The organism is Paraburkholderia bryophila, assembly GCF_013409255.1.
Classification (GTDB): domain Bacteria; phylum Pseudomonadota; class Gammaproteobacteria; order Burkholderiales; family Burkholderiaceae; genus Paraburkholderia.
This window is the reverse complement of record NZ_JACCAS010000001.1, coordinates 2,653,107-2,671,244: the sequence shown is the minus strand read 5'-3', so window position 1 is coordinate 2,671,244 and position 18,138 is coordinate 2,653,107. Positions and strand designations below refer to the sequence as shown.

The window sequence follows — 18,138 nt, the reverse complement described above, 5'->3', positions numbered from 1 at the left end:
CTGGCCGCTTTGACGCGCGGCGCGGCGCTGATTTGCGCGGCGCTTTCGCCGTGGCGCGGTTCGGTGTGCAACGATTCGGTGTGCAGCTTAAGCGCCATGACGGTCGCCCTCCAACGCGTCTTCGATATGGGCGGCGTTCGCCGTTTGCGCGGCGTCGGCCAACGCCGAGTGGCCATCGCTGCCGTAGGCGATGGCGTCCATGATCGCGGTCTCGCTCATGTCGGCGCCGTTCAGTTCGGCGACGGTGCGGCCGTCGCGAATCACCACGGCGCGATCGGCGACGGCGGTCAGCTCCTCCAGTTCCGAGGCCGACAGCAGCACGCCGAGTCCCGCGTCGCGCAACTCGCGCACGATCTTCGCGACATCGGCTTTGGCGCCGACGTCGATGCCGCGCGTCGGTTCGTCGAGCAGCAGCAACGACGGTTCGGCGGCCAGCCAGCGCGCCAGCAATACCTTCTGCTGATTGCCGCCGGACAGTTCGCGGATCGGCTGATCGGCGGAACGCAGTTTGATGCCGAGCGACGCGATGAAACGGTCGACGATCGCCTGCTGCTTCTTCACGTCGACAATGCCGTTTCGGGTCAGCGTGCGCAGACAGACCAGCGTGAGATTGTCGCGCACCGACAGTTCGGGGACGATGCCTTCGGCCTTGCGGTCTTCGGTGAGATACGCGAGCCCACGCGCGATCGCGTCTTGCGGCGACTTCAGCGTGACGGTTTCGCCGTTCAGCGACAGCGAGCCTTGCTCCAGCGGATCGGCGCCGAACATCAGCCGCATGGTTTCGGTGCGGCCCGAACCGAGCAGGCCCGCGAGGCCGACCGCTTCGCCCGCATGCACCTGGAGCGAGACGTCGCTCACTTTCGGCGGTGCGCTCAGATTGATGGCGGCTAGCGCCTGCTTGCCGCGTCGCGCGAGGTTCGCTTCGCGTGCGGAAGTGTCGTCCTGCACGACGGCGGCGAGCGTGCGGCCGAGCATCGTCGTGACGAGCTGCAGTTTGTCCATGGCGGCCATCGTGCTTTGCGCGACGGTCTGGCCGTCGCGCATCACGGTGACGCGGTCGCACAGCGCATAGAGTTCGTCGAGCCGGTGCGACACGAAAATCACCGCGCGGCCGTCGTCGCGCAGTTTGCGCACCACGGTGAACAGCAACTCCACTTCGCGTTCGTCGAGCGACGACGTGGACTCGTCCATGATGACCATCCTGGCGTCCGCCGATACCGCGCGCGCCAGCGCCACCATCTGCTGGATCGCGGTCGAATAGCTGGCCACCGGTTTCTTCACGTCGATCTGCAAGCCGAACGATTCAAGCAGCGCGGCGGCGCGTTGCTGCACCGCGCGCCAATCGATTAGCCCGAAACGGCGCGGTTCGCGACCGAGAAAAATGTTTTCCGCCACCGAGCGGAACGGCACCAGATTGATCTCCTGATAGATCGTGCTGATGCCGGCTTCGCGCGCCAGTTTCGGCGTGCGGAAATCGACCTCGCGGCCTTCGAAGCGCACGCTGCCCGAGCCGCGTCGATAGGCGCCGGTCAGGATCTTGATCATGGTCGATTTGCCGGCGCCGTTCTGGCCGATCAGCGCGTGGACTTCACCGGCGGCGACGCTCAGGTTGGCGCCACGCAAGGCGGCCACGCCGCCGAAGCTGATGCCGATGTCCTGCATCTCGAGCAGCGGCGAAACGTTGGGGGGAGAGTCTGGCGTCTGCGTGGCGGATGGCGTCACGGGTGTTCTCCTGATGCATGTGCTGGCTGCGTCTACTGCGCGGGCGTGTTGCACGGACTCGGGCTGCGCATCGACCTGCCGCGCCTGCCGCGACCCGGACGGGCTGGGTGGGCTTCGTGGGCGGCACGGTAACGCAGCGTGCGCGCCGAAGCGCTTTGGCGCCGTTGCGCGATCGAGCGACCTCGCCAAACCATGGTACGCCGCGTAAAAGCGAAGCGACGGTCCGTGCGGGCACGGGCGCGTCGCTTCGAACCCTTCCCGCCATCCGCTCGCCGAGGAGACGTTTTTAAAAGCGGATGACGTCCTACTGCAACGCTTGTTCCAACGAAGCCTCACGAGTGAAGGGAGGCTTCACCGTCAACCATCAATCAATAGCCGTACTGCATGTTCTGCTGCACGTTGCTCTTGTCGTAGAAACGGTCCGACACCTTCACCCACGTCGGCACCTTTTCACCCTTCGCGTAACGTTGCGCAACGTCGCAGGCGAGCGGGCCGAAGAACGGGCTCGACTGCACGCTCGCGCCGAGTTCGCCGGCGGCGATCGCATCCATGCCGCCCTTGGTGCCGTCGATCGTGACGATCTGGATATCCTTGCCCGGCTGCTTGCCGGCCGCCTTGATCGCGGCGATCGCGCCGAGCGCCATTTCGTCGTTATGCGCGTAGACCGCGGTGACGTCCGGATGCGCCTGCAACAGCGTCTCCATCACCTGACGACCCTTGTCGCGAGCGAAGTCGCCGCTTTGCGACGCGATGATCGTCATGCCCGGATTCTTGGCGATGACTTCGTCGAAGCCCTTCTTGCGATCGTTCGCGGCAGACGCGCCGGTGGTGCCTTCGAGTTCGATGATCTTGGCCTTGCCGCCGGTCGCCTTGACGAGCCAGTCAGCGGCGCGATGCCCCTGATCGATGAAGTCCGAGCCGATGAAGGTGATGTAATCGCGGCCCGCTTTGGCGACCGATTGATCGACGTCGCGGTCGACCAGAATCACCGGAATGCCGGCCTTTTTAGCCTGCAGCACGATCGGTGCGAGCGGCTTCTCTTCACGCGGCGGGAACACCAGCAGATCGACGTGCTGCGCGATCATGCTTTGAATGTCGGAGACCTGTTTGGAGTTGGAGCCGTTGGCGTCGGTCATGACCATCTGCCAGCCGCACTTTGCCGCGATGTCCTTGAAGCTCTTGGTTTCCGCGAGACGCCACGGATTGTTGCTTTCGGTCTGCGCGAAGCCGACCTTCAGCGGAGTCTTGGTGGGCAACTTCGGCAACGCGTCGTCGGCGTGCGCGGTCGCGACGCCAAAACCGATTGCCAGAGCCAGCAGCGAACCCGCCAGCGGACGAATCTGCTGCTTGCGCACGTGAGCGCGCGACTGCGTGTTGAGCGACGCCATGTCTTCCTCCAGTACCTGGTGAGGTAGGTTGTATTTGCTTTTTGTGTTTCTCCTGCCGGCCGACGCTGTTCCGCCACAACCGGACGTGCCGATTATTCCACTCAGAATTATTATCGGTCAATCACTAATAATATTAATTGCTGGCCTTTTTGCCTCGGTAATTACCCTGACCGACGCACGTTCGACGAGTGGTCCGTCGAGCTTTACCATGCGATGCCGCACCGGTGCGCCGGCCGCGCGGTTCTGTTCTTCCTGCAGCAGGGTTTCGACCGCCCAGCGGCCTAGCTCGTAGTTCGGCAGCACGACGGTCGAGAGCGGCGGATGCGTGTGGCGGGCGATTTCCTGGTCGTCGTAACCGAGCACCGAGACGTCTTCGGGCACGCGCAGGCCGAGCTGTTTCAGGGCTTCGATCGCGCCGAGCGCGGTCAGGTCGTTGGCGCAGAAAATCGCGGTGGGCGGATTGGTTTCGCGCATCAGCGAGAGAGTCAGTTCGAAGCCGACGCCCGAGCTCCAATCGCCGTCGCGAACCAGTTCCGGCGCGTAGGGCAGGTCGGCGGTGGCCAGCGCGGTGCGATAGCCTTTGAGGCGGTCTTTCGACGCGTCCTGCCACGGTTCGCCGTTGATATAGCCGATGCGGCGGTGTCCGGACTGCAGCAGATAGTCGGTCGCCAGATGGCCGCCGGCGACTTCGGCCGGCACGACCGACGACACGCCGCCTTCGCTCGTATAGCAGTTCAGCAACACGGTCGGCACCTGCGACAGCGCGGCCGGCAGCGTCACCTTGCGCGTGTAGACGGTCGCGTAGATCACGCCGAACACATGCGGGTTGGACAGCGTCGTGTCGAGCACCTGCTTTTCGATGTCGGCGTTGCCGTGCGTCGAATAGACCGCCAGCATCTTGCCGGCCGCGTAGGCCGCGTCGCGCGCGCCGTCGACGTTGACGACCGGGTGCGGGCTGGTGGAAATTTCGTCAGCGAGATAGACGATCAGATTGCGGTCGTCGGCCGAGGCCGGCACCGGCTCGCGCAGCGACAAGCGGTAGCCGAGGTCATGCGCGGCCTTCAGCACCTTGGCGCGGGTGGCCTCGGAAAACTTCGCGCCGGTGGCGTTGTTCAGCACCAGCGAGACAGTGGATTGCGACACGCCGGTGAGCTTGGCGATGTCGGTCATGGTGGGGCGGCGTTGAGTCGATTTTTTCATTGTGCGGGCCGCGCTGCAGCGGCGCTAAAGCGTGAGCATGCCGAGGCATTGTGGTGCTGACGGTACCACTAATAATATGTGCGCGGCAACGCACGCTAACCCGCCATTTGGGAATGACTATGCACGTCCTAGGGTCGTGTTTTTGGCAAATTTATTACTAATAATATTGACCGATACGCTTTGGCGTGCGATTCTCGGTCGCGCGGACTTCCAGGGTCCGCCGGCCGCGCGCAGTGCGCGGCACGCTACAGGAGACAAGCGATGCGCGTTGCTGCCGGCCTTCGTCCGAGGCCCCGCCTTTTCTGACCATGCGCGACGTTTCCCTGAACTCGAACCGGCCGCTCGCGACGGCGGCGGCGCCTAACGAGCTTGCATGGCTCGACGATCCTGCCATTGCGCCCACGCTTGTTATGTTGCAAGCCGGGTCATTGCGCGCGGTACTCGCGCCCGCAGTGGGCGGCGCGCTCGCCGCTTTCTACGAAGTCACGCCCGAGGGTCCATTGCATTGGCTGCGGCCGGCGACGTCGGCGGCGTTCACCGAACGCGATCCGCTGCGGATGGCGAGCTTTCCGCTGTTCCCCTATTGCAACCGGATTCGCGATGCGCGCTTCGAGTTCGACGGCGTCGCGATCGACCTCGCCGGCAACGACACGCGTTTCGCGCATGCGCTGCACGGGAACGCGTGGCGGCATCCGTGGCGAGTCGGCGCGCGCACCGAAAGCTCGGTGGACTTGCACTTCGAACACGAACCGGATTCGCGGATTCCCGGCGACTGGCCGTTTCGCTATCGCGCGCAGCAGCGCATTGCGCTGAGCGGCGGCGCGTTGGTCATCACGTTGTCCGCGCAGAACGTGGACGACCGGCCGATGCCGTTCGGCATGGGCCATCACCCGTACTATCCGCGCACCGCGGCGACTCGCGTGCATGCCGACGTTCGGGCCATGTGGCACGCCGACGCCGATGTACTGCCGACGCATCTCGGCCCGCATCGCGCTGTGGATGCCTTGCGTGAAGGTATGTCGCCGGATGCGTTCGAGCTCGACAATAACTTCGCGAACTGGTCGCGTGAGGCAACGATTGCGTGGCCCGACGAACACCGCCAACTGACCATGACCGCCGACGCGCCGTTCGATCACATGGTGGTGTACGCACCGGCTGACGATCCGCAGTTGTGCGTGGAACCGGTGACGAATACAACGGACTGTTTCAACGCGGTCGGCCCGCGTGAGCAGGTGGGCGGCTGTGTATTGCAGGCGGGCGAGGAGCTGGCCGCAACGGTGAAGTGGACGCCGCAACGCGGATAAGCGCGCGTCACTCCACCCGGTCACTCCACCCGCAAGCGCGCCATATACGGCAAATGATCCGACAGCCACGCCGTCTCCTGCGTCGGCTGAATCCATTCGATCGGCTTCATGCCGCGCACGAACATCTTGTCCAGCGCGAGCGCCGGTGAAAATGCCGGGAACGTGCGCCCCGATTCACCGAGCAACGTCGCCACTTCCTGCAAACCGTGCTCGCCGAACAGCGGCACCGAGTCGTTACGCCAATCGTTGAAATCGCCGGCCAGCACCAGCGGACCCTCGGGCGCTTCCTTAGCGATCCAATGCGCGATCCAGTTCATCTGCCGCAAGCGCGCCGAGCGCGTCAGCGCGAGATGCGCACACAACAGCGTGACCGAATGACCGCCGAACGTGGCCCGCGCCACCAGCAAACCGCGCTTTTCGAAACGATGCGCGGAGATGTCCCAGCGTCCGCCGAGATCGAGCGGATGCGGCGACAGAATTGCATTGCCGTGCCGCCATGACGGCTTGAACACGTTCGGCCCGAGCGCGATTTCTAGCTCCAGCGCGCGCGCGATTTCGGTGGCCTGGCAATGCCACACATCGTTCAACGGATCGGCGACCGGTGCGCCGAAACTGCTCGCCAGCACCGGCGACGGCATGCGCCGCGCCATCGCTTCCTGCAAAAAATACGCGTCTGCGTGAGTGGATTGCACCCAGCGCTGCATGGCCTGCCACGCCTGAAAGCCGAGCGGTGTGCGGCCCTTGTGCAGGTTCCAGCTCACCGCAATGAAGTCCTTCGGCGCAATGCTTTCGCGGATTAATTCTTCGGGGTTTCGCATGCCGCGTTATCCACGTGTTCTGTTTGAGGGCTTCAGCGAAGAGGCCCGTGTTACCAGCGGGTTGCTCGCGCGTGGCTCGTATCGATGGGTTCGGGTGGGCGCGTAGTCGTTTGCACACGCATTCGCAGAGGCCAGGCTAGTTCGCACTGGTCGCCGTATTCGCGAGACTGGCTTTCACGCGGTAGACCAGGTTCGGATTCTTGTCGACGATCGTCCAGCTCGCCCACTGACCCGCCGCCACCTTCAAACCCGGATGGCTCGCGCTCACCTGACGCGGTTGCGGCGGCAACTTGCAGCCGGTGTCGGTCTGCTGCGCGCCGTCTTCCTCGAAAGTCTCCTGTGCTTCGATCGACAGCGTGACCTCGTTCGCGTCCGCCTGCAGCGGCGAGACGGTCAGCGTGCGCGTCAGATCGAGACTGCCGCCGGGCTGGTCTTTACAGCCGACGTTATGTTGCACCACCTTGTGATGCGTATCCGTGCGCGCCTGGCCGACCGTGGTGGTGCCGTCGAACGAGTCGATCTGCTGGCCGTCGCGCATGACTTGCAACTGCCATTGCACGACCTGCTGCGCCGGACCTTGCTGCGCGTTCGCCAGCAACGAAGTGCCGAGCAGCACGGCCAGGATACTGGTTTTCCACATAGAAGAATTCTCCGGTCACTGCACCTGCCCGCGTGGACAGACGGTCATCTTACGCCTGATGGGCGGAACGTTTTTCTGACACGCCAAACGGGGCCGGGTTCAGCAACAATGCATTTCAGTTGCGGGCTTGAGCCCCCGAAAACAACCGGTTGTTAGCAGCAGAGCCGCACGACTGCTGGCTTGCACACGAATATGTCGTCGTTACACTGGACTTGAAACGGCGCCTAACGGTAGCCGCTGCAGCAAGACCAGCCAGACGGGGTGAGCGATGACAACAGCAATGGTCAAACAGGAAATCGCCGTGGCATCTTTCAGTCAGGTGTACGACCTCGATCAGGTCGAGACCGCGCTGAACGATCTCGGCGAAGGCGCAAACGAGGCGCTGCGCGCCATGTACGAAAAGATGCTGAAAACCGGCAATCTGCGTTTCTGCGTCAAGCCGAACCGGATGCCGTCGATCGACGATCTGATCGGCGCGCTGCCCAACTTTTCAGCGCCGCTCGACGACATCCGCAAGCAGGTCGCGTTGTGCCTCGAGACCGAAGACCGGCTCGAACTGATGCCGATCCTGCTGCTCGGCGACCCCGGCATCGGCAAGACTCACTTTGCCAAGCAGTTGGCGCGCCTGCTCGGCACCGCCTATCAATATGTGGCGATGAGTTCGTTGACGGCGGGCTGGATTCTGTCGGGCGCTTCGTCGCAATGGAAGAACGCGAAGCCGGGCAAGGTGTTCGACGCGCTCGTGAACGGCAGCTACGCGAACCCCGTGATTGCTGTGGATGAAATCGACAAGGCCACCGGCGATTCACAATACGATCCGCTCGGCGCGTTGTACGCGCTGCTGGAGCACGACACAGCGCAGACCTTCATCGACGAATTCGCGGAGATTCCGATCAACGCGGGGCATGTGATCTGGATCGCGACCGCGAACGACGAACGCTCGATCCCCGAGCCGATCCTGAACCGCATGAACGTGTATGAGATTCCGCCGCCGGATCACGCGGGCGCGCGCCGCATCGCCCAATCGATCTACGACGAGATCCGCTCGGCGCACAACTGGGGGCAGCGCTTTCCCGAGCAGATCGGCGACGGCGCCCTCGACGCGCTGACGGCGGCCTCGCCGCGCGAAATGCGTCGGGCGATTCTCAATGGCTTCGGCTCGGCGCGCATCGACGGACGCGATCGGATCGAAGCCGGCGACATTCGCCTCGACTACGGAAATCGGCGAAAACCCATCGGATTTTGAGGTTTTTGCCCATTTTTCATAGAAAAGCCGCCTCCGAGCGGCTTTTTTGTCGCCCCAAACTGGGCATCCCTGCCGCAAATGCGGAGATTGCCGCAGCAATTGTTGCTGATTATGAGATGTTAAGTTGCTTTCAATCGGTCCAATTTTTCGATAGTCAGGGAATACACTGAGCTCCATCGACATGGCCTCTACGCCACCGCGCCAGACGTCACTCGCCAAGCACAGAACCCGAATTCAACGACTATTGGAAACCATCATGAGAACCGCTTCCTTCGCTTTGCTTTTCTCCGTTGCTGTCGCGGCCCCTGCTTTCGCGAGCGGTTATGGTCCGGCAACCTCGTATCGTCCCGAAGTCGCCACGTACACGCAGTCGAGCGGTGTGAGCCGCGCGCAAGTTAAAGCGGACGTGGTGCAGGCCCGCGCCGACGGCGAACTGAATCAGAATCCGTACGCGCCGGTTTCCGCCGACAGCGTCCGCGCCACGCCGGATAACGCCCCGAAGACGCGCGCTCAGGTGAAGGCCGAACTGGCCGAAGCCCGCGCCAACGGCGAACTGAATGTGAACCCGAACGCGCCCGCTTATCAGCAACAACTCGCGCTGGGTGGCTACACGCCGCCGCGTGCGCAAGCGACGAGCTCGGTGGTCGAAGCGTCGCGCCGTACCGTGAGCACGCAGAACTAAACGTTTGCGCGGTTCGTTATCTCTGCGCTGTCTGCACGCTGACGCTGCGTTGTCTCTGCGTCCGCGCGCGGCACGCGCCGCGCAGGCTGTCGCGAGACCTCGCGAAGAAGTGAGCGCCGCACGCTTCGACGGCGTACACTGGTCCGTCTGGCCGCTACGTTTGACCCGCTGAAGACCGAATGCAAATGCCCGCCGTCGTTTCCGACGGCGGGCATTTGCGTCTGTGCGGCGTCGTACAATTTGCGTAACGGTTGCAGAAACGGCAGGAACGTTCGACAGCGAGCGGTGGGCGGCACTCGATAGCCGCATCCTGTCTTCATCACTATCGGGTGAACGAGGCAGCGCGCGGTGAGGTCGGCCGCGTCAAGGGACATGGACCAAATCGAATGTGTAGTGATCGGCGCGGGTGTGGTCGGTCTGGCAGTGGCGCGCGCGCTGGCTGCGCGCGGTCGTGAAGTGATCGTGCTGGAGGCCGCCGAAGCGATCGGTGTGGGCACCAGCTCACGCAACAGCGAAGTGATTCACGCGGGTATCTACTATCCACGCGGCTCGCAGAAGGCGGCGCTCTGCGTGCGCGGCCGCGAGATGCTTTACGACTTCTGCGCCGAGCACAACGTGCCGCATTCGCGCTGCGGCAAACTGCTGGTCGCCACCTCGCGCAACCAGATTCCCCAGCTCGAAAGCATCATGGCCAAGGGCCGAGAGAACGGCGTGCTCGACCTGCTGCGGATGGACGGCGATCAGGCGCAGGCGCTCGAGCCGGCACTCGAATGTGTCGAAGCGGTGTTCTCGCCGCAGACGGGTATCGTCGACAGTCATCAGTTGATGCTGGCGATTCAGGGCGATGCCGAACGCGACGGCGCGGTGTGCGCGTTTCACGCGCCGGTCGAAGCGATCGAAGCGAGCAACGGCCGCTTCATCATCAAGGTCGGCGGCAGCGCGCCGACCACGATCAGCGCCGCGTGCGTGATCAACAGCGCGGGTCTGCACGCGAATGCACTAGCGCGGCAGATTCGCGGACTCGACGCGCGTCACGTGCCGCCGCTTTATCTCGCGCGCGGCAACTACTTCAGCATTTCGGGGCGCGCGCCATTCAGCCGTCTGATCTATCCGATGCCGAACGAAGCCGGCCTCGGCGTGCATCTGACGATCGATCTCGGCGGCCAGGCGCGTTTCGGTCCCGACGTCGAATGGGTCGACGCGATTAATTACGACGTCGATCCCCATCGCGCGGAATCGTTTTACGCGGCGATTCGCGCGTATTGGCCCGCGCTGCCCGACGACGCGCTGCAACCCGCTTATGCGGGGATTCGTCCGAAGCTTTCCGGCCCGGGCGAACCGGCTGCGGATTTTCTGATTCAAGGTCCGGCCGCGCATGGTGTGCGTGGGCTCGTCAATCTGTTCGGGATCGAGTCGCCAGGATTGACGGCGTCGCTGGCGATCGCGCAGCGGGTCTGCGAGTTGAGCGGACGCGCGTAGGTCGAGCGGGAATCGTCGCTTGCTTTAATGCGCCGCAAAGAGACCGCGCGCCGTTCTCTTTGCGAGTCATTCTCATCGCGCGCAATCCCTGCCCAAGCTCCCGCGCGACATTCTGGCGCAGGGGCGTACCGATTCGGTTATCTCTATCATTTGAGCCGTCACGCGCGACGGCTTCGTTGCTATCCTTGGGGACCGCTGTCACTAGAACGGCGATCAGTTCTATATAAATGGAGTGAGTCCCCCATGAAATCTTCCCGTCGTACGTTTTTGATCACCAGCATTGGTGTGGCGTCCACGTTCGCGCTGTCGCGTTCGGCTTTTGCCGATGCACCGAAAGTTGCCGAAACCGATCCGACCGCACAAGCACTTGGTTACAAGGCCGACGCCAGCAAGGTCGACAAAGCCAAGTTCGCGAAATACGCAGCGGGCCAGGACTGCGGCAACTGCAGCTTCTATCAAGCCAAGCCCACCGACGCATGGGGCGGCTGCCCGATGTTCGCGGGCAAGCAGGTCGCCAGCAAAGGTTGGTGCAGTGCATATAACAAGAAGGCCTGATTACGTCTGAACCGCGCGCACGTTTAGTGACGCGCGAAGTGCGCCGCAACATCGCGGCGCGAGATCGAGCTTCGATCATTGAGGCGTCTGCCGCTCCCCGCGACAGACGCCTTTTTGCTGTCCGCTTGCGATCTACAGTTATCCGCTTCGCAGCGCGCATTGCTGCTTGAAAACAGCGGGTGCGCTCTTTACACTCCAAGTCGATTCTTGCGACTGACGTTGCTCTTCTACGTTCGCGCTCGCGCACTTCGCGCGAACACGGCGTACCACGGGACCCATTTCGCCGGCTGGAGATTCGCATGGCACCCGCGTCAAAGAGCTTCAATACACGCGCCGTCGTCGCGGCGGTGATCGGCAACGCGCTCGAATGGTACGACTTCACCGTGTTCGGTTTTCTGACGGTGGTGATCGCGCAACTGTTCTTTCCGGCGGGCAGCGAGTACACGTCGTTGCTCCTGACTACCGCGACCTTCGGCGTCGCTTTCGTGATGCGGCCGATCGGCGCCATCGTGCTCGGACTCTACGCGGATCGCGCGGGACGCAAGGCGGCGTTATCGCTCGTCATCGCGCTGATGACGCTCGGCATTCTGCTGCTGGCGATTGCGCCGCCGTATTCGGCGATCGGCATCGGCGCTCCGTTGATGATTGTGCTCGGGCGTCTGCTGCAAGGCTTTTCCGCGGGCGGTGAGTTCGGCAGTTCGACGGCGCTGCTGATCGAAGCGGCGCCGTTCTCGAAGCGCGGCTTCTACGGTAGCTGGCAGATGTCGAGCCAGGCGGCGGCGCTGCTGCTCGGCGCGTTGGTGGGCGCGGCGATCTCGCACGGTTTGTCGCCCGATGCATTGAAGTCCTGGGGCTGGCGTGTGCCGTTCGTGATCGGCCTGATTATCGGCCCGATCGGGTTTTATATTCGCCGGCATCTGGCCGACTCCGAGGCCTTTCTGCACGCGCAAAAAACCGCACGGCGCGCGACGCTCGGTGAGGTCTTCAAAAGCCATAGCCGCGACGTGCTGTGCGGACTTGGTTCGGTGATCGCGCTCACGGTGACGGTCTACGTGCTGATCAGTTATCTGCCGACCTTTGCGGTCAAGCAACTCAAGCTGCCTTACGCGCAATCCTTCTATGCGGTGATCGTCGGCAATCTGCTGTTGATGGTGCTCTCGCCGCTGGCCGGCGCATGGTCGGACCGGATTGGACGCAAGGGTTTGTCGCTGTGGTCGCTGGGGATCACGCTCGCGATCATCTATCCGCTGTTCGCGTGGCTCGCGGCGGAGCCGAGCGTGTCGAAACTGATTCTTGTGCAGGCGCTTCTGTCGATCACGCTGTCGGGCTATTACGGGCCCTTCGGCGCGTTGATCGCCGAGCTGTTTCCGGCGAACGTGCGCTCGATCGGTTTATCGCTCGCCTATAACGTCGCAGTGATGGTGTTCGGCGGTTTCGGGCCGCTTCTCGTGACGTGGCTGATCGAGTCGACCGGCTCGCCGCTCGCGCCGACTTACTACGTGATGAGCGGATTGGCGTTGTCGATCGTCGCGGTGGCGTGCATTCCCGGCAAGCGTCACGCGGATCTCGACGCGCGGCGAAAACCGGCGTGACATGTGGTCCGATTCGAATCAGGTGTTGAGGCCTGATCTGAGCAATCCAACTCTCTAACTCTCTAACTCCGGGCCTGCATCAACGGCGGGCGTTTATCGAACCACGGTCGCGCCGTTTCGAGTTGTGCGGCCAGACGCAGCAGCGTCGCTTCGCCGCCTTCGCGCGCGGCGAATTGCACGCCGACCGGCAAACCCCGCGCATTCCAGTACAACGGCACCGACATCGCCGGTTGCCCCGTCAGATTGAACAACTCCGTGCAGCCCGCCCACGCGAACGCCTTGTTCGACGCCTCGGTCAGCAGCTTTCTCATGAGCGCCTCGATCGGCAACGCGCTGACCGCGCGCATCTGCATCCGCTCGGCCGAGGTGGGATGCATCTCGCCGATCTTGATCGGCGGCGCGGCCAGCGTGGCGCACAACACCACGTCGTAGCGGTTCAGCAGATCGGTGAGGCGTGCGGTGATGCGGCGTTGTTCTTCGAGCGCGGAGGGCAAGCCGCGCTCGCCGAGCTTACGGCCCATGTGCGCCATGGCCCACGTCGAAATTTCGAACTCGCTGCGCGATGGTTTGCGGCCCGTAATGCGGTCGGCGTTCAGCACCAACTCTTCCGCTGTCACCGACCAGAGCATAAGAAACGCGTGACGAACCGTCGCGAAGTCGATGCCGAGCGAAACCGGTTCGATGTTGTGACCGAGCGACATGGCGAGCTGCGCGGCGTCGTCGAGCGCGGCGCGCGAGTCGGCGGAGAGCACGGGCGCCAGCATCGGCTCGGTGACGTACGCGATATTCAGCGGCTTGCACGGCTCGCGGCTCGCGCCGAGAAAGGTGCCGGGCGCGCCGAGTGGCCGCTGCGCATTACCCGACAGCAGATCGAGCAATAACGCGCTATCGCGTACGCTGCGCGAGACCGCATGATCGACGCCGAGATCGCCGGCGCCCGGCGGCGCGACGCGCGGCACGCGAGCTCGCGAAGGTTTGAGACCGAACAGTCCGCAGCACGAAGCGGGAATGCGGATCGAACCGCCACCGTCCGACGCATGCGCGAGCGGCACGATGCCGGCGGCCACCGCCGCCGCTGCGCCACCGCTGGAGCCGCCCGGCGTGTGGTCGAGATTCCACGGATTGCGGCACGCGCCGAACAGTTCGGGCTCCGTATAAGGCATCTGGCCGAGTTCGGAGGTGCTGGTCTTGGCGAAGATGTTGAGGCCGGCCGCTTTCGAGAGCGTGACGACCGGCGCGTCTTCCGTGGGAATGAAGTGGCGATAGTGGCGGCTGCCCATCGCCATGCGCAATCCGGCAATCGGCGCGCCCAGGTCTTTGATCAGATACGGCACGCCGGCCAACGCTGCCTGTGCGCTCGTGCTATCACTCGGGTCCGCGCCGTTGGCCCGGCTCGCGTCGTCGCGCGATGCACGGTGACGGGCTGCGTCGTAGTCTTTCAGGACGATGGCGTTGATCGCGGGATTAACGGCTTCGGTGCGCGAGATCGCGATGTCGAGCAATTCGCGAGCGCTCGCCTGGCGAGTCCGCACGAGTTCGGCGAGGCCGATGGCGTCATGGGCGAGATAGTCTGATAGCACGACGGAGAGGTCCTCGCTTTCGAATGGTGAGCCGGGTGGTTTTTCATGCGCTCGGTTAACCTGTTCGCCTGGACGTTGCGTCGCTCGGGTTTCAGGCTAATCGCCGCACATGAAAAAAGACGGCGAGTCGCGGACGCGCCGTCTTCAGGAGAGTAACTGAGTTACAGGCGAATCAAACGCCAATCAAACGCCAATCAACCGCACATCAAAGCCGCTCGGCAAGAAACGTCAGCGTGCGCCCATGCGCGAGCGCCGACGCGCGCTGGTTATACGACGCGCGCTCCGTGCAATTGAAGCCGTGATCCGCATTCGGATAGATGTGAAACTCGGCATCCGCGCGACCGGCGAAGCGCTCCTGAATCTGACCGACCGCCGACAACGGAATGTGCGCGTCGAGTTCGCCGTAATGGAATTGCATCGGCACCTTGATCTTCGCGGCTTCGTCGAGCTTATTCTGGATGCCGCCGCCGTAGTAGGCGACCGCGCCGTCGAGCGTGCCTTGCGCCGCCGCCAGATAAGCCAACTGGCCGCCGAAGCAGTAACCGATCGCTGCAAGCTTGCCGGTCACTTCGGGCATCGCGCGCAATGCGGCGGCTGCTGCGCCGATGTCGGACACGGCTTCGCCGACGTTGAGCTTCTGCATCAGTTCGACGCCCCTCGCGCGATCCGCGCCTTCGTACGTCAACTCGACGCGCGGCTGCAGCCGCCAGAACACGTCAGGCGCGAGCGCGACGTAGCCGTCATGCGCGTACTGTTCCACGATCGAGCGGATATGTCCGTTCACGCCGAAGATTTCCTGAATGATGATGACGGCCGGTCCTTTGCCGCCCTGGGGCAGCGCGAGGTATCCGCCGAAGCTGTCGTTGCCGGCGGGAATGTCGATCCATCGGGACGTGATGCTCATGGTGCTCTCCACATAGACCCGTGTGCGTTTTCGCACGAGGTCGGTCTGAATGAATGCCGGAGGCCTGAATGCCTGAAGCGGGCGGTCAGTTTGCCAAAAAAAGAAAGGCGCTGCAGCGAGGCCCCACGCGCGCTGACAAGGCACGCCGACAAGGCGTGCGCGGCATGAATCTCGTAAGACGATTGAAACGTTCTCGATTATTCATTTTTCGGCCGCGGACCCTCTCTATACAGTCGACGCTATCGGCTCGCGGTTGCCGCGAGCGCATGACCCAAAAGGAATCGATCATGAGTGAAGTCCGTTTTGTGACATCGTTTGCTGAACGTTTCGCGCTGCGAGTGCCGGTTGTGCAGGCGCCCATGGCCGGCGGCGCGACCACGCCCGCGCTGGTTGCGGCGGTCTCGAATGCCGGCGGCCTCGGTTTTCTGGCGGGCGCCGCGTTGCCGCCGGAGAAGATCGCGAGCGAAGTCGCGGCGATTCGCGCGCTGACGGATCGACCGTTCGGCGTGAACCTGTTCGTGCTCGACCCGGCCGCGCCGGACGACGCGACCGTGCGGCGCGCGCTCGAAGCCATCGACCCGTTGCGCGCCGAGTTCGACCTGCCGCCCGGCCAGCCGCTCGAACGCTATGCGCCGGATTTCCGCGCGCAACTGGAGATGCTGATCGAATTGCGCGTGCCGGTGGCGAGCTTCACCTTCGGGCTGCTGCCGGCGCACGACGTCGCGCGTTTGCATGACGCCGGTCTATATGTAATAGGCACGGCAACGCATACCGCCGAAGGCGTCGCCTGGCGCGACGTGGGCGCCGATGCGATCGCCGCGCAAGGCGCGGAGGCGGGCGCGCATCGCGGCACCTTCATCGGCGCGTTCGAAGACGCGCTGGTCGGCACCCTCGCGCTCGTGCCGCAACTGGTCGACGCGACCGGGCTGCCTGTGCTGGCGGCGGGCGGCATCATGGACGGCCGCGGCATCGTCGCCGCGCTCGCGCTCGGCGCGCAAGCGGCGGCCATGGGCACCGCGTTTCTCACCTGTCGCGAGAGCGCGATTCCGCAGGCCTGGAAAACCCGCGTACGCGATATGTCGGATACGTCGACCTCGGTGACGCGGGCCATCACCGGTCGACACGCGCGCGGCATACGCAATCCGTTGATGCAAAGTTTGAGCGAAACAGCGCAAAAGGTCGCGCCGTATCCGGTGCAAAACGCATTGACGCAGGAGTTGCGGCAGAGCGCGGGCCGTGCGCAGAACGCCGATTATCTGTCGCTCTGGTCGGGGCAGGGCGCTCCGCTCGGCCGTGCGCGCCCGGAGGGAATCAGTGCCGCAGAACTGATGGCGCAACTCGAACAGGAGTGGCATGCGGCGACGTCGCGGATCGCTGCGCAACAACGCTGATTCGGCATACGCCAGGCGCGCCCCGCAATGCTCGGCGGCGCGCCTTATTTTTAAGCACAAAGCCTATTTAAAACATTAACGGTTTAAGTCGCGAAAAGCTTTAGGCCGCGCTGTTAGGCGACAGCGCGACTTAGCGGAAACCCGCATGGGCTGGTGCTTTCAAGCCAGTCTCTCCAGACGGAATCAGTACCTGTTGGATAAACGCTATTAGTGTTGATCCCACTTCCTCAAAAAAGTCCCACAATTTAATTTGATGGCCTACACTTGCGCGCAAGTACGGGTTGCCGCCTGCCACAAACAGACCGGCGAGCGTGCTGGCCAAGTGCATGAACGATGCAACCGGCGTGGTCGTCCACGGGATTGAGCGACACGTGTAGGGGAAGCGGGGGCACAGGGCGATTACGTTGTTTTTGGGACCGAAACTGGAGACTTACATGAACATCAAGATTCAAAAGCTGTTGCCGATCAGCGCTGCGGCGATGCTGTTCGCGACGTTGGCAACTTCGGCTGCAGCCGACACGGTCGTCAAGATCGGTCACGTTGCACCGTTGACCGGCGGTATCGCTCACCTGGGTAAAGACAACGAAAACGGCGCGCGCCTGGCGGTTGAAGAAATCAACGCCAAGGGCCTGACGATCGGTGGCCAGAAAATCACGCTGCAACTCGACGCACAAGACGACGCAGCCGACCCGCGTACTGCTACGCAAGTCGCGCAGAAGCTGGTCGACGATAAGGTCGTCGCCGTGGTCGGTCACTTGAACTCGGGTACGTCGATTCCGGCTTCGAAGATCTATAGCGATGCAGGCATCGTTCAGATCTCGCCGTCGGCAACGAACCCGGCTTACACGCAACAAGGTTTCAAGACGACGTACCGCGTCGTTGCGACCGATGCGCAACAAGGTCCGGCACTGGCTAACTACGCAGCCAAGGGCTTGAAAGTGAAGAGCGTCGCAATCGTCGACGACTCGACCGCTTACGGCCAGGGTCTCGCCAACGAATTCGAAAAGACCGCCAAGTCGCTGGGCCTGAACGTGATGTCGCATGACGCGACGAACGACAAGGCTGTCGACTTCCGCGCGATTCTGACGAAGATCAAGGGCGAAAACCCGGACGCGATCATGTACGGCGGTATGGACGCAACCGGCGGCCCGTTCGCGAAGCAAGCCAAGCAGCTCGGCCTGCGTGCGAAGGTGCTGGCTGGCGACGGCGTGTGTACCGACAAGCTGGCTGACCTGGCTGGCGACGCAACCGACAACATCGTCTGCTCGGAAGCCGGTATGGCGCTCGAGAAGATGGCTGGCGGCCCGGCGTTCCTCGCCAAGTATCAGAAGCGTTTCGGTCAGCCGATCCAGATCTACGCACCGTTCACGTATGACGCTGTGTACATCATCGTCGACGCTATGAAGCGTGCTAATTCGACCGATCCGGCCAAGATCCTGGCAGCAATGCCGGCAACGGACTACAAGGGTGTGATCGGCGAAACCACGTTCGACTCGAAGGGTGACCTTCAACACGGCGTGATCTCGCTGTACAACTACAAGGCCGGCAAGAAGACGCTGCTCGACGTAGTGAAGATGTAAATTCGCGTGACCGAAGACGGCTTTGTGCCTGTCTTCGATCCGCTGATTAAAAGGCAC

The 18,138-nt window shown here is 63.2% G+C and carries 15 protein-coding genes; 8 read left to right on the top strand and 7 right to left on the bottom strand.

The features are described 5' to 3' along the window. Positions 1-87 precede the first annotated feature (87 nt). The 3 genes from GGD40_RS11865 to GGD40_RS11855 all read right to left on the bottom strand — a co-directional run bounded on the left by GGD40_RS11865 (position 88) and on the right by GGD40_RS11855 (position 4,280). Positions 88-1,662 carry a sugar ABC transporter ATP-binding protein gene (locus tag GGD40_RS11865; RefSeq protein WP_179744934.1) on the bottom strand — a complete coding sequence of 525 codons (1,575 nt, stop codon included), beginning with the start codon at positions 1,660-1,662 and terminating at the stop codon, positions 88-90. A gap of 428 nt (positions 1,663-2,090) precedes the next feature. After that, positions 2,091-3,110 (bottom strand): ABC transporter substrate-binding protein, encoded by a 1,020-nt coding sequence (locus tag GGD40_RS11860; protein ID WP_035553996.1) that lies wholly within the window; start codon positions 3,108-3,110, stop codon positions 2,091-2,093. Between the two features lie 117 nt (positions 3,111-3,227). Then, on the bottom strand, positions 3,228-4,280 hold the full coding sequence (locus tag GGD40_RS11855) for a LacI family DNA-binding transcriptional regulator (RefSeq protein ID WP_179708910.1): 1,053 nt from the start codon (positions 4,278-4,280) through the stop codon (positions 3,228-3,230). 338 nt (positions 4,281-4,618) lie between these two features. On the opposite strand from GGD40_RS11855, the gene GGD40_RS11850 reads away from it, so the two are divergent. Continuing rightward, on the top strand, positions 4,619-5,614 hold the full coding sequence (locus GGD40_RS11850) for an aldose 1-epimerase (protein ID WP_179743821.1): 996 nt from the start codon (positions 4,619-4,621) through the stop codon (positions 5,612-5,614). Between the two features lie 20 nt (positions 5,615-5,634). Here GGD40_RS11850 and GGD40_RS11845 read toward each other — a convergent pair whose 3' ends face one another. Further along, on the bottom strand, positions 5,635-6,432 hold the full coding sequence (locus tag GGD40_RS11845; RefSeq protein WP_035553991.1) for an endonuclease/exonuclease/phosphatase family protein: 798 nt from the start codon (positions 6,430-6,432) through the stop codon (positions 5,635-5,637). Positions 6,433-6,568: 136 nt separating this feature from the next. Next, the gene (locus GGD40_RS11840) at positions 6,569-7,072 is read right to left on the bottom strand and encodes a hypothetical protein (protein ID WP_179743820.1); all 504 of its coding nucleotides are present in this window, start codon (positions 7,070-7,072) and stop codon (positions 6,569-6,571) included. Positions 7,073-7,340: 268 nt separating this feature from the next. Here GGD40_RS11840 and GGD40_RS11835 point away from each other — a divergent pair, with 268 nt between their 5' ends. The 5 genes from GGD40_RS11835 (at position 7,341) to GGD40_RS11810 (ending at position 12,626) form a co-directional block, all read left to right on the top strand. Continuing rightward, positions 7,341-8,318, top strand: coding sequence for an AAA family ATPase (locus GGD40_RS11835; RefSeq protein WP_179743819.1), 978 nt, complete (start codon positions 7,341-7,343; stop codon positions 8,316-8,318). A 256-nt stretch (positions 8,319-8,574) separates the two neighbouring features. Further along, positions 8,575-9,000, top strand: coding sequence for a DUF4148 domain-containing protein (locus tag GGD40_RS36905; RefSeq protein ID WP_257030399.1), 426 nt, complete (start codon positions 8,575-8,577; stop codon positions 8,998-9,000). Positions 9,001-9,372: 372 nt separating this feature from the next. Continuing rightward, positions 9,373-10,479 carry an NAD(P)/FAD-dependent oxidoreductase gene (locus tag GGD40_RS11820; RefSeq protein WP_179743818.1) on the top strand — a complete coding sequence of 369 codons (1,107 nt, stop codon included), beginning with the start codon at positions 9,373-9,375 and terminating at the stop codon, positions 10,477-10,479. A 243-nt stretch (positions 10,480-10,722) separates the two neighbouring features. After that, a complete protein-coding gene (locus tag GGD40_RS11815) occupies positions 10,723-11,034 on the top strand; it encodes a high-potential iron-sulfur protein (RefSeq protein WP_035553981.1) in 312 nt (103 codons plus the stop codon). 299 nt (positions 11,035-11,333) lie between these two features. After that, a complete protein-coding gene (locus tag GGD40_RS11810) occupies positions 11,334-12,626 on the top strand; it encodes an MFS transporter (RefSeq protein WP_179743817.1) in 1,293 nt (430 codons plus the stop codon). 62 nt (positions 12,627-12,688) lie between these two features. On the opposite strand, the gene GGD40_RS11805 is transcribed toward GGD40_RS11810, so the two are convergent. Both GGD40_RS11805 and GGD40_RS11800 read right to left on the bottom strand, forming a co-directional pair. After that, positions 12,689-14,206, bottom strand: coding sequence for an amidase (locus GGD40_RS11805; protein WP_179743816.1), 1,518 nt, complete (start codon positions 14,204-14,206; stop codon positions 12,689-12,691). 205 nt (positions 14,207-14,411) lie between these two features. Next, positions 14,412-15,110: a dienelactone hydrolase family protein gene (locus GGD40_RS11800; protein ID WP_179743815.1), complete on the bottom strand. Its 699-nt coding sequence runs from the start codon at positions 15,108-15,110 to the stop codon at positions 14,412-14,414. Positions 15,111-15,397: 287 nt separating this feature from the next. Between GGD40_RS11800 and GGD40_RS11795 the strand changes: the two genes are divergently transcribed. Then, a complete protein-coding gene (locus GGD40_RS11795; RefSeq protein ID WP_179743814.1) occupies positions 15,398-16,501 on the top strand; it encodes an NAD(P)H-dependent flavin oxidoreductase in 1,104 nt (367 codons plus the stop codon). Positions 16,502-16,935: 434 nt separating this feature from the next. Continuing rightward, positions 16,936-18,081 (top strand): branched-chain amino acid ABC transporter substrate-binding protein, encoded by a 1,146-nt coding sequence (locus GGD40_RS11790; RefSeq protein ID WP_179707292.1) that lies wholly within the window; start codon positions 16,936-16,938, stop codon positions 18,079-18,081. The last annotated feature ends 57 nt before the right edge of the window (positions 18,082-18,138 follow it).